Consider the following 11630-nt stretch of genomic DNA (forward strand, 5'->3'; position numbering starts at 1 on the left):
AGACTGCCCCATGTCGCTTCAGGAGATCCAATCCCGCATTCATACCGCCGAAGAAAAAGCTGGCCGCCCTCGAGGGTCGGTGCAGCTGATCGCGGTATCCAAGGTTCAACCCAACGACAGGGTCGCGGCGGTTCTGGAAGAGGGGCATCGCTGTTTTGGCGAGAATCGTGTGCAGGAAGCCGCCGGAAAATGGCCGGACTTCGCGACGCGCTACTCGGAACTGGATCTGCACCTGATTGGCCCGCTGCAAACCAACAAGGCGCGGCAGGCGATGGATCTGTTTCAGAACATTCATACTGTTGACCGCGCGAAACTGGCCAAGACCATCGCGCGGCTGGCGCAGGAACTGGGCCATTGTCCAAAGCTGTTCGTACAGGTCAACACCGGCGAGGAGCCGCAGAAAGCCGGGATCCCTCCGGGTGAGGCAGATGCCTTCATCCGCGAATGTCAGGATATGGATCTGACCGTCGAAGGTCTGATGTGTATTCCGCCCGCAGCTGAGGAACCGAGCCTGCATTTTGCTCTTCTCCGCAAGATCGCAGAGAGAAATGGCCTAACGGGCCTGTCGATGGGCATGAGTGGTGATTTTGAAACTGCTGTTGCGTTAGGCGCGACCCATGTGCGTGTTGGATCGGCCATCTTCGGTGCGCGCGCTTACGAGCTCTGATAGCCTGCGCGGCAACGTCTCAGCGCGCCAGCGGTGGCACCACAAGGCGTGTACCGGGCAGAACCAGTTTGGCCAGCCAGTGTAAATCCTGACGCGAAAAAGCGATGCAGCCCTCGGTCGGGTAGCCGGGGCGCCGCCACTGATGCAGGAAGATTGCCGATCCACGACCGGGCTCGGCAACCGGCCAGTTCCAATCCGTGACCAGGACCAGATCATACAACGGGTCAGCACGTCTGAGGGCTTCATGGCTGTCGGAGTATGGCGCGCGGACGTGCTGGTTGTAATCCTCGGTGTCGGAAGCGTCGGACCACAGGTCGCCGGGCCCGATCGGCTCAGCCCAATCGGTTGGTGGTGCCATTCGATCCGGTCGATAGAGCATACCGACGACAAGATGGCAGCCGATTGGCGTTGCACCATCGCCCTCGACCTTGTTCGGACTCAGCCCACCGCGCCCGATTGAACAGGGCAGGGTGCGTCCAGCAAAGCGCAGGCCCCTTGGGGTGAGCAGCATATCGGTTGACCGCAGGTCGCGCGGGATGGCTGATCTCATAGCATGTGGCCGGATTTGGCGGCTTTTGTTGCGAGATATTCGCGGTTGAACGCGGTCTCCCCGACCTTCAGCGGTACCCGTTCGGTGACTGTGATACCGGTTTTTTCCATCATGGAAATCTTGTTGGGGTTGTTGGTCAGCAGTCTCACCGAAGAAAAGCCCAGCTCCTTCAGGATTGCGGAGCCTAGGCGGAAATCTCTCTCATCATCTTCGAACCCAAGGCGATGATTGGCCTCAACCGTGTCAAACCCCTGATCTTGCAGGGAATATGCGCGCATTTTATTTGCAAGGCCAATGCCGCGCCCCTCTTGGTTGAGGTAGAGCAGTACGCCCTGTCCTTCGGCGCCCATCTGGTTCAGCGCTCCATGCAGCTGGGGGCCGCAATCGCATTTGAGCGAGCCAAGAACATCGCCTGTGAAACACGCGGAATGCAGTCGGGCAAGGACTGGAAGGCTACGGTCAGGTTTGCCGATTTCGATGGCATAATGTTCTTCCGCGCCATCTTCCGGGCGAAAGATGTGCAGCCGCCCGGCTTCGGCTGCAGCGATTGGAAGACGAGCTGCGGCGACGGGATGAAGCGGCGAACTTTCGACCATCAGCGGTGCAACTGCGGCGAGCGGCAGGGTTGTCAGCCCATGGCTCTGGGCGAATTGTGCGGGATGTTGCAGGGGGCAAACCACCGCGGCAGGCAACAGGCGGGCCGATTTGGCCAAGGCAATGGCCAACCGGTGCAGCTCTGCATTGCCTTCGCGACCGCTTTGCAGCGGGCCCTTCATCGGTGTGCTCAGGTCGTCAGCGGGGTCGGCAACGGCCTGAAGCCAAGACAGATCCGCTGAATTTGGAACGCTGATGCGGGCAACATCGCCATCATAGGCACGGGCCTTCAGAGTACTCGCCCGCCGGGCTGTCACGGCCAATGTCAGCGGGCCAAGCGTGCGCAGGCTCGCCAGTCGGGTGCTGTCCAATGGTTCAACCGCGACGGCCAATACCGCCTGATCGGGCGTGGTCAGGATGACCGGCAAGCCCATACGCAGGTCCACCCGCGCGCGGGCCAGTAGGTCGATCATCGTGGGCATCAGACTCATGCGGAAATCCTGTGGGTCGTTGACGTCTTGGGGCGCGGCACCGCTGCGGTGAACAGTATTTAAGTAGTCATAAACGGTGGGAAAGTGAAACAATTCCCGCCCCATGGACACGTCGGCGTGAAACTCTTGCAGCATAACTTGTGATCGGGCGGCGGACTGCGCATCTGTTGTGCACGGCACAGGAGGACAAGGTTATGGCCCAACTGAAGAAAATTCTGCTTGTAGACGATGATGAAGATCTGCGCGAAGCCCTGAGCGAGCAGCTGGTTATGACCGAAGACTTCGACGTGTTCGAAGCCGAGAACGGTCAGACAGCTATGGAGCGCGCAAAAGAGGCGCTTTATGACCTGATCATCCTGGATGTTGGCCTCCCCGATACCGATGGCCGCGAACTCTGCCGCCTGATGCGCAAACAAGGTGTGAAAGCACCGATTCTGATGCTGACCGGGCATGACAGCGATGCGGATACGATCCTCGGTCTGGATGCCGGGGCGAATGACTATGTTACCAAACCGTTCAAGTTCCCGGTCCTGCTGGCCCGGATCCGCGCGCAGCTGCGCCAGCATGAACAATCCGAAGATGCCGTATTTGCACTTGGTCCTTATACGTTCAAACCGGCGATGAAACTGCTTCTGACCGAGGACGATCGCAAGATCCGCCTTACCGAGAAGGAAACCAACATCCTGAAATTCCTGTACCGCTCTAACGAGGGGGTTGTGCAACGCGATGTGCTGCTGCACGAGGTCTGGGGCTACAATGCCGGGGTTACAACCCATACGCTGGAAACCCATATCTACCGACTTCGCCAAAAAATTGAACCAGATCCGTCAAATGCACGTATACTAGTCACAGAGTCAGGTGGCTACAAACTGGCCATCTGACACCTCAGCGCCACAGAATCGCCCGGACTGGGAGGGATGGTGGTCATTGAGACAAGTGCGACGGCACTGACGAGAGATCCCGTGCATGTCCGGGTTATGACATGTTCCTCCCTGTTGGACTGCCGGGCCTAGTGCCCGGCTTTTTTTCGTTCATAGCAGCGCGAATGATGAAGACACGGCGATGATTTCGCCGTTCTCTCGATGCCATTTGTGCTCTGGTATCACCGCGCCAGAGCGGGCAGTATCCGGCCAACAGCACAGACATTTGAGAAAGAGGCGCGCGATGTCGTTTACCCTAGCCACCTGGAATATCAACTCGGTTCGCCTGCGGGAGCCGATTGTCTGCAGGCTGTTGGCAGAGGAGGGGCCGGATGTACTCTGCCTGCAGGAGTGTAAGAGCCCGGTCGACAAGATTCCCTTGGAGCAATTTGCCGAGCTGGGCTACGGCCATATGATCGCTCGCGGCCAGAAGGGTTACAACGGTGTCGCAATTCTCTCCCGGCTGCCGATCGAGGATGTCGGTGACAAGGATTTTGCCGGTCTTGGCCATGCCCGCCACATCGCGGGCCGTCTCGAAAATGGCGTTACCATCCATAACTTTTATGTCCCCGCTGGCGGCGATGTGCCTGACCGCGAGGTCAATGAGAAATTCGGCCAGAAGCTCGACTATCTTACTGATATGCGGGATTGGTTTCACTCTGAGCGGCCGGAGAAATCCATCCTTGTCGGAGACCTCAATATCGCGCCGCGCGAAGATGACGTCTGGGATCACAAGAAGCTGCTGAAAGTGGTGAGCCACACTCCGATTGAGGTCGAACATTTCGCCGATGTCATGGAGGCGGGTGGCTGGTCGGATGTCACCCGCAATGATATCCCGGATGGGCGGCTCTACAGCTGGTGGAGCTACCGTGCCAAGGATTGGGATGCGGCGGACAAGGGGCGCCGACTGGACCATGTCTGGGCCAGCTCCGACATCAAAAACTCCTCCCATTCCAGTCGGGTAATGCGGGATGCGCGTGGATGGGAGAAACCAAGTGACCATGCGCCTGTCTTCGCGACATTTGACTTCTGACCGCCGATGATCGGTGGCGCTGGTCCGGGACAGGTTGCCGGCGCCACGGAATAGTGATTTTCACGCCGCCCCTGATTGGCTACACTGCCGCCAAAATACGCCCAGTGATTTACAAGAGGCAGAGGCAATGAGCAGAATCATAGGCGCCATGATCCTATTGCTGATCGTGGCATCCTGCGGAGGTGGCGGTGGCTCACCGCCGCGCAATCTCGACAATGCGTGCAGCATCATCAAGCAACGGCCCGAGTATCTGAAGGCGTTCCGCGCCACAGAGAAGCGCTGGGGTGTTCCCATGCATGTGCAGATGGCCATCATCCATCAGGAAAGCCGTTTCCGGTCCGACGCGCGCACACCGCACCGCTTTGCGCTAGGGGTGATCCCGATGGGGCGGCAGTCCAGCGCTTATGGCTACAGTCAGGCGCTCGATGGCACCTGGGACGATTATCGCAAATCTGCCGGCCGCCGCGGCGCCAAGCGCAACCGGATCAAGGACGCCACCGATTTCATGGGCTGGTATATGAACCAGACGCGGGACCGCAACGGTGTGTCGCTCTATGATGCGCGCAACCAGTACCTAGCCTACCATGATGGACATACCGGTTTCGCCCGCGGAACCTACCGATCCAAACCATGGCTGCTGCGGGTTGCTGCCAAGGTGCAGGCGCGGGCTGAGATGTATCAGACACAGCTTGCCACCTGTCGCCGCGCACGCTGACCGTTGCGATCATTACGACAAGAGACCCCCCGTCCGATTGTTCGGGCGGGGGGTCTCATGTCTGACGTCGCCGCTCTTTAGCGCGACGGGGCTGAACTGGTGTTGAATAGTTTGGAGGACAGCTTGACCCCGGTTTGCAGCCCGCCAAGGATCACCGTGGTCTTGCCGCCGGAACCATCGTGGATCACCCATTTCCGCAGCTCAACCGGGTTGTCGGTGAACATCATTTCGATACTGCCATATTCCGGGTTTTTAGGATCCTGCGCGCGGATAATCGTGGAGGTGCCATCGAAGCCGTGACCCACCACCATATTGGCACGGCCCAGGTTCACGTTGCGGGCCAGGATCAGCGAAAGTGGCGTCCGGTTGAGTGGATAGGTCTCCGGCGGCTGGTTTGACTTCGGATCCTGAATCAGAACAGCGCCCGCGCCTGCAACCACAACCCCCTTGTTGGGCGGATCATATTCGAACCGCATCCGTCCGGGCCGGTGCATATACAGCTTGCCGGTAGAGAGGCTACCATCGTCATTAATCTGGCTGAACGGGGCTGTCGCAGTAGAGATCCCGTTCAGATATTGCGAAACGTCGTTCAGGCTCAGTTTCTCGGCTGCCCATGCAGCCGGGGCACAGAGCGTCAGCGCTAGGGCGTAGGCAAGTTGTTTCATGGTTTCTAAATAGGGAGACATTGGCAAATGTGAAGAGGCGGGACCAATTGGCCCCGCCGTGAAACGACTATTGCTCGGGAACCAGAATTTCCCTTTTTCCGACGTGGTTTGCAGGAGAGACGAGCCCTTCTTCCTCCATCTGCTCAACAAGACGTGCTGCCTTGTTGTATCCGATGGCCAGTTTTCGCTGGATATAGGAGGTCGAGCATTTGCGATCCTTGATGACGATCTGTACCGCCGTATCGTATAGCGCGTCCTCGGTATCGGTATTGCCACCGGTAGAGAGACCCAGCACCGCATCAATATTGTCGGCCTTATCGTCATCCGGGCCGTCAAGCACATTGCCGATATATTCGGGCGGTCCGAATTGCTTGAGGTGGTTGACCACCTCTTCGACTTCTTCATCTGACACAAACGGGCCGTGGCAGCGGGTTATCTTCGCGCCGCCCGCCATATAGAGCATGTCGCCCATACCCAGCAGCTGCTCGGCGCCCATTTCGCCGAGAATGGTCCGACTGTCGACCTTGGAGGTCACCTGGAACGAAATCCGCGTCGGGAAATTCGCCTTGATCGTACCGGTGATCACGTCAACCGAGGGCCGTTGCGTGGCCATGATCAGGTGAATGCCCGATGCCCGGGCCATCTGCGCCAGACGCTGGATGCAGGCCTCGATCTCCTTGCCCGCAACCATCATCAGGTCGGCCATCTCATCGACGATGACCACAATATAGGGCAACGCCTCGGGCGCGAATTCTTCGGTTTCAAAGACCGGTTCGCCCGTGTCGTCGTCAAATCCGGTTTGCACGGTGCGGCTGAACATCTCGCCTTTGTTAAGCGCTTCTTTCACCCGGCCATTGTAGCCCGCAATATTCCGCACGCCCATTTTCGACATCTTGCGATAGCGATCTTCCATTTCGCCGACGACCCATTTCAGGGCGACGACGGCCTTTTTCGGATCTGTCACCACAGGCGAGAGAAGATGCGGAATGCCATCATATACGGAGAGTTCCAGCATCTTAGGGTCGATCATGATCAGACGGCATTCTTCGGGCGTCAGCTTGTACAGCAGCGACAGGATCATGGTGTTGATCGCCACCGATTTACCCGAGCCGGTGGTCCCTGCGATCAGTAGGTGAGGCATTTTCGCAAGATTGGCGACCATGCTGTCACCGCCAATATCCTTGCCAAGCGCCAGTGGCAGCGCATGGGTGCCATCGCCAAAATCGCGTGACGCAAGAATTTCGCGAAGGACAACTTTTTCACGCTTATCGTTGGGCAGTTCGATACCGATCACGGTGCGACCCGGCACGGTAGAGACCCGCGCGGATAGTGCGGACATGGAGCGTGCGATATCATCGGCCAGACCGATCACGCGGCTGGCCTTGAGACCCGGTGCCGGCTCCAGTTCATACATGGTGACAACGGGACCGGGGCGCACCGAGACGATGTCACCCTTGACGCCATAGTCATCCAATACCGATTCCAGCATTCGCGCGTTTTCTTCCAGCGCCTCGTCACTCAGGTGGTGGCGTTCGATCTGTGCCGGGCTGGTCAGCAGCGAGAGCGGCGGCAATTCGAAATCACTGCTGGCATCTTCAAAGGCCAAGGGGGGCTGTGCTTCGGCCTTTGCGCGGGCCGATGGCTGCGGCGGCTTGCGGACTGGCTGTTCCACAACAGCCCGACGTGGCTCTGCCACCGGAAGTGTCACAGGGGGCGTTACGGGCGGGGCGACCGTCGCCGCTGCCGCATTAGATGCGGCGGCGCTTTCTGCGGTACGGCGCAGAACCTGCGCACCGCTGGCGTCTGGAATCGGAGCGCTTGGCAGCCCTTCGGAGGCGACATGGTCGACGAACCCAGCGGACGCCGGATGCTCATATGCGGCACTATCGTACCCCTGGTGCGGCTCAGCATCGGGGGAATATCCGGCCTCTGGTGCGGGTGGAACAGGCGGGACCGTTCCCATCGCCGCCTCAATAGCGTCCATCGCCGCACCGGTCAGCGGTGGTTCGGGCGGCAGGCCTTCGACGTTGTGATTAGGGTTAAAAACCAGGGGTTCCGGTCGACGTCCACGGCCCTTGGTCAGCGGGAAATCCACTTCGGGTGCCACATCAGCAGCGCGGCGCACGCGTACGGCACTGGCAATTTTTTCGGCGATCCGCTCATCGCCGGGAAGGGTGTCCAGATCCGCTGCCCTGCTCGCCTCACTCAGGACGGGTTCAACAAGTTCCGGTTCGGGCATCACTGGTTCGGCCCGGCGGATGAGGTTCGGCACACGGGCAAACAGGCCAGTCTTTTCCTTGACCGGTTCGGGCTCATCTTCGTGGCGCATGTCAAATGCCGGTTCTACCCGGCCATAAGGGGCGGCTGCCGGCCCAAGCACCGGAGCACCAAGCGGCGGCGCTGCTGTGGGTCCGTCGTCGAACTCCAACGGCTCGAACATCTGCGGGTCGGTTTCGGTGCTGTCGACGACATCTGCCATCGCAACCGCTGCTGCTGTACGTTCGGCGCGGCGGCTTCGATAGTTGAGCGCTGCCTGCATGCCGCTTGCGGCGCCCCGGCCAAGGACACCGGCGATCGCACCGTAGATCAGAATGAGACCGACCAATACGAACCGCAGACCACGGGTGACTTCAGCGCGGGTAAAGCCGAGGACGGTGGCGCCCAGGCCCAACATTCCAAGCGCGGTGAGGAGTGAGAGGAATTTGACCAGAAAGATCAGCCCAACTGGCAGCAGGGCCAACAGCATCCCCAGAAAGGTATATCCGATCATACCGCCGAGACCGAAGGTATGCGCCGATTTCCAGGCGTCGGATGGGACCAGCGTTTCCAGATGCAAGGAGACCAGCAGCAGCCAGGGCAGCGATAGTAGCAGCGGCCACAGGAACCGGTCTTCGCCGCGATGCAAGATGCAGCGTCCACCCCAGACGGTCAGGAAGAGCGCGATCGCCCAGCTGGCCTTGCCAAAGAGCGTGATCAGAATGAAGGCCAGCGATGCACCGGTGCGACCCAGCATATTCTGGACCGGGGCGTCAGTCGACACCATCCAGTTCGGATCATCCGCCGAATAGCTGCCGATCATCAGGGCAACCATCAGGCCGAGGCCAATCAGCAGTGCGCCAATCAGTTCCTTGCCACGCTTCTCGATGGCCGCCTGCATGTTGCTGTCCAGCAATGGATCGCGGCTGCGCGTCTGAAATGCCATGCCTACCTCGTTTCATCTTGTCCGTCGGGGCGTCCCGCTTCTTATGCGCGGGTTTGGGCCCCATGACTTTTTTATTTTGGCGCCGCTCGTTGAAAGGGGCGCATCGAATGGGTCATCAGTAGAGGCAGTTGCGCAATTTGCGCAGGGCTACCTCGGTCTGATCTGCGGGGGCGACCAGTGCCACCCGAATATAACCGGCGCCCGGGTTCTTGGTGCCGTTGCCCTGGGCCAGATAAGATCCGGGCAGCACCCGTACGCCGGTGTCCAGCCACAGTTTCAGTGCTGCCGCCTCTCCGTCCTCGACCGGTAGCCAGAGGAAAAAACCTGCCTCAGGTGCCATGTAACCGTCCAGCCCGTCAAAAACCTGATCCGCAATCCGGTATTTTGCCTGATAAAGCGCGCGGTTCTCCACGACATGCGCTTCATCCGCCCAAACTCGGGCTGCAGCGGCCTGTAGCGGTGCGGGCAGCGGGGCGCCGGAATAGGCGCGCAGCTGATGCACCCGCTTCAGCGTTTCCGGTCCGCCGGCGATGAGGCCCGAGCGGAGACCAGCAAGATTAGAGCGCTTCGAGAGCGAATTGAACAGCACCACCCGTTCCGGGTCCGCACCCATTTCTTGTGCGACGCTCAGGGCACCGACCGGTGCGCTGTCCCGGTAGATTTCAGAATAGCATTCATCGGCAAAGATGCGGAAATCATACTGCTCGGCCAGTTGGATAAGCTGGGTCCAGTAGTCCCGGCTGGCTACGGCACCCTGCGGGTTGGCGGGCGAACAGATATAGGCGACAGCAGTGCGGTTCAGCACCTCGGGCAGCAGGCTGCTATAATCGGGCAGATGACCCGTCGCAGCCGTCGCGGGTACAAAAACCGGCTCTGCTGCAACCGAGATCGAGGCAACCATGTAGACCTGATAGAAGGGGTTCGGGATCAGCACGACTGGTTTCTGGCCGTTTTTCTGTTCCGGGCAGAGCGCCATCGCTGCATTGTAGAGCCCTTCTCGGGTGCCGTTCAGCGCCATGACCTGTGTCATTGGGTCGACGCTGACATCATAGCGGCGCTTGATCCAGTCGCTGATGGCGCCGCGCAGCTCGGTGCTACCCTCGTTGGGAGGGTAGCTCTGAAAGCCGGCGGCGTTTTCGACGATCACATCCGTCACCCAGGCCGGGAAATCATGTTTGGGTTCGCCAATGGTCATATGCACCACATCGCCGCCCGGCGTGTGATGGTCCAACAGGGCCCGCAGTCGCGGGAACGCGTATGGCGGCAGGTTTGAAAACCGCTCCGGAAAATTCATGTGTTTGGCCTCAGGTCCGGGATCGTTAATGCCCCGTTCACAAACAAACTACAGAGCGGATCCCCCTGCGTCCAGCCGCGCAAAGGTGGGCTTGGCAAAATGTGGCTTTCACGCCAATGCCCGCTCCACAGCTGCGCCGACGCGCAAGAGGGCCTCTTCGCAGTCAGGTTGCCCCAGGATCTGCAAGCCACATGAGGGGACGCCAGTGGGCAGTGACAGGCCACACAGTCCCATCAGATTGCCAATCCGGGTGTTGCGCAAGGCCATCAGATTTGAATGGATGTAGTAGTCGTGATCGTTCTGAAGCCGTTCGACATCAGGTGGCCGGATCGGAGAGGTCGGGCAGAGCACGCCGTCAAACCCTGCGGTGGCCAGATCCCAGTCCATTCGATACTGCTCCAGCTTGGCCCAGGCGGCGACATAGTCCGGACCGCTGAAACCGGCCCCGGAGCGGAACCGCTCCAGAATCTCGGGAAACATCAGATGTGGTGCTGCCTCGATCACATCTTTCCACAGGCCGTAGGCCTCCGCTGTAAAGAGGATCGCACTGAGCGACATGGCCTGCTTCAGCACAGGAACCTCCAGCGGGACAATATCTGCTCCGGCTGCGCGTAGTTTATCCAGGGCGTCGCTGTGGGCCTCGGCAATCTCAGGGGCCAGATCCTCCTGCGCCACGGTCCGCAGGTCGGCAAAGCGACGTCCCTCCAAGGTGGTTCCGCGCAGATCGGGGCCATGGGTGCCCTCCAGCATACCCAGATAAAGCGCGGCGTCCTCGACCGATCGTGCCAGAGGGCCGACGGTATCAAACCTGAGGCAAAGCGGGACAACCCCTTCCAGGCTGATCCGGCCGGAAGTCGTCTTTAGTCCGACAAGATCATTCCAGGCCGAGGGAATTCGTACAGATCCCCCTGTATCAGAGCCTATTCCACAGGCCGCCAGACCAAAGGCGACGGAAGCTGCCGCACCGGAGGACGATCCGCCAGGGGCTGCCTGATCGTCATGGATGCAAGGCGGTGTTGCCTTCACCGGATTGAGACCGAGCCCGGAGAAGGCCAGCTCGCTCATATGTGTTTTGCCGAGGCAGACAGCGCCCATTGATGTTGCCGTCTGCAGAACCAGCGCATCGCGTTCGGGGACCCGCTCGGCCAGCAGATTGGACCCGGCTTCGGTTGTGATATCAGCGCTGTCAAAAAGATCCTTCCAGCTGATCGGAACGCCGTCTAGCAGCGACAACCGCTGTCCCTGCGCCGCGCGCAGCTTTGCCGCCTCGGCCTCGGCAAGGGCGCGGTCATGGGTGACGATGGTGTAGATCCTGTCGCGCTTGGGATGGGCGTCAATGGCCTCCAGATAGGTTCTGGTCAAGGCAACCGGGCAGATTTCACCTGCCTCAATGCCACGGCCCAGATCCGCTGCGGTCTGCGTCAGCCATTCTTGCATGTGCGCCTCTCCAAATTGCTCGGGATGAGGCGACGGTAGCGGCACCGCGCCCCATGGACAAT

10 protein-coding genes are annotated in these 11630 nt (G+C 59.9%); 4 read left to right on the forward strand and 6 right to left on the reverse strand.

Translation table 11 applies throughout. The annotated features are described in order from the left end of the window. Positions 1-10: 10 nt before the first annotated feature. Positions 11-667, forward strand: a complete 657-nt coding sequence (locus tag VWY60_RS19440; protein ID WP_416537667.1) for a YggS family pyridoxal phosphate-dependent enzyme — start codon at positions 11-13, stop codon at positions 665-667. A gap of 19 nt (positions 668-686) precedes the next feature. On the opposite strand, the gene VWY60_RS19445 is transcribed toward VWY60_RS19440, so the two are convergent. Next, a complete protein-coding gene (locus VWY60_RS19445; protein WP_416541533.1) occupies positions 687-1178 on the reverse strand; it encodes a L,D-transpeptidase family protein in 492 nt (163 codons plus the stop codon). 35 nt (positions 1179-1213) lie between these two features. Then, entirely contained in the window at positions 1214-2302 is a 1089-nt protein-coding gene (gene ribA, locus VWY60_RS19450; protein ID WP_416541493.1) for a GTP cyclohydrolase II, read from the reverse strand. A 194-nt stretch (positions 2303-2496) separates the two neighbouring features. Here ribA and VWY60_RS19455 point away from each other — a divergent pair, with 194 nt between their 5' ends. From VWY60_RS19455 to VWY60_RS19465, 3 genes are all read left to right on the forward strand, one after another. After that, on the forward strand, positions 2497-3183 hold the full coding sequence (locus tag VWY60_RS19455; protein ID WP_340546934.1) for a response regulator transcription factor: 687 nt from the start codon (positions 2497-2499) through the stop codon (positions 3181-3183). 283 nt (positions 3184-3466) lie between these two features. After that, positions 3467-4255 (forward strand): exodeoxyribonuclease III, encoded by a 789-nt coding sequence (locus VWY60_RS19460; RefSeq protein ID WP_416541494.1) that lies wholly within the window; start codon positions 3467-3469, stop codon positions 4253-4255. A 127-nt stretch (positions 4256-4382) separates the two neighbouring features. Further along, a complete protein-coding gene (locus VWY60_RS19465) occupies positions 4383-4970 on the forward strand; it encodes a transglycosylase SLT domain-containing protein (RefSeq protein WP_340546932.1) in 588 nt (195 codons plus the stop codon). Between the two features lie 77 nt (positions 4971-5047). Here VWY60_RS19465 and VWY60_RS19470 read toward each other — a convergent pair whose 3' ends face one another. The 4 genes from VWY60_RS19470 to VWY60_RS19485 form a co-directional block, all read right to left on the reverse strand. Then, on the reverse strand, positions 5048-5635 hold the full coding sequence (locus VWY60_RS19470; protein ID WP_340546931.1) for a LolA family protein: 588 nt from the start codon (positions 5633-5635) through the stop codon (positions 5048-5050). Positions 5636-5702: 67 nt separating this feature from the next. Beyond that, positions 5703-8837: a DNA translocase FtsK gene (locus tag VWY60_RS19475; RefSeq protein ID WP_416541495.1), complete on the reverse strand. Its 3135-nt coding sequence runs from the start codon at positions 8835-8837 to the stop codon at positions 5703-5705. A 115-nt stretch (positions 8838-8952) separates the two neighbouring features. Further along, positions 8953-10131, reverse strand: a complete 1179-nt coding sequence (locus VWY60_RS19480; protein WP_416541496.1) for an aminotransferase class I/II-fold pyridoxal phosphate-dependent enzyme — start codon at positions 10129-10131, stop codon at positions 8953-8955. A gap of 108 nt (positions 10132-10239) precedes the next feature. Continuing rightward, positions 10240-11568: an amidase gene (locus VWY60_RS19485; RefSeq protein ID WP_416541497.1), complete on the reverse strand. Its 1329-nt coding sequence runs from the start codon at positions 11566-11568 to the stop codon at positions 10240-10242. Positions 11569-11630: the final 62 nt, after the last annotated feature.

The sequence above is a fragment of the Phaeobacter sp. JH20_26 genome (genome assembly GCF_048056275.1).
GTDB classification, from domain to species: Bacteria; Pseudomonadota; Alphaproteobacteria; order Rhodobacterales; family Rhodobacteraceae; genus Phaeobacter; species Phaeobacter bryozoorum.

What these genes read in the sequence shown, in the direction of transcription:
- VWY60_RS19440 (WP_416537667.1), top strand. Translation starts at nt 11, where the DNA reads ATGTCGCTTCAGGAGATCCAATCCCGCATTCATACCGCCGAAGAAAAA.
- VWY60_RS19445 (WP_416541533.1), bottom strand. Translation starts at nt 1,178, where the DNA reads ATGCTGCTCACCCCAAGGGGCCTGCGCTTTGCTGGACGCACCCTGCCC.
- ribA (WP_416541493.1), bottom strand. Translation starts at nt 2,302, where the DNA reads ATGAGTCTGATGCCCACGATGATCGACCTACTGGCCCGCGCGCGGGTG.
- VWY60_RS19455 (WP_340546934.1), top strand. Translation starts at nt 2,497, where the DNA reads ATGGCCCAACTGAAGAAAATTCTGCTTGTAGACGATGATGAAGATCTG.
- VWY60_RS19460 (WP_416541494.1), top strand. Translation starts at nt 3,467, where the DNA reads ATGTCGTTTACCCTAGCCACCTGGAATATCAACTCGGTTCGCCTGCGG.
- VWY60_RS19465 (WP_340546932.1), top strand. Translation starts at nt 4,383, where the DNA reads ATGAGCAGAATCATAGGCGCCATGATCCTATTGCTGATCGTGGCATCC.
- VWY60_RS19470 (WP_340546931.1), bottom strand. Translation starts at nt 5,635, where the DNA reads ATGAAACAACTTGCCTACGCCCTAGCGCTGACGCTCTGTGCCCCGGCT.
- VWY60_RS19475 (WP_416541495.1), bottom strand. Translation starts at nt 8,837, where the DNA reads ATGGCATTTCAGACGCGCAGCCGCGATCCATTGCTGGACAGCAACATG.
- VWY60_RS19480 (WP_416541496.1), bottom strand. Translation starts at nt 10,131, where the DNA reads ATGAATTTTCCGGAGCGGTTTTCAAACCTGCCGCCATACGCGTTCCCG.
- VWY60_RS19485 (WP_416541497.1), bottom strand. Translation starts at nt 11,568, where the DNA reads ATGCAAGAATGGCTGACGCAGACCGCAGCGGATCTGGGCCGTGGCATT.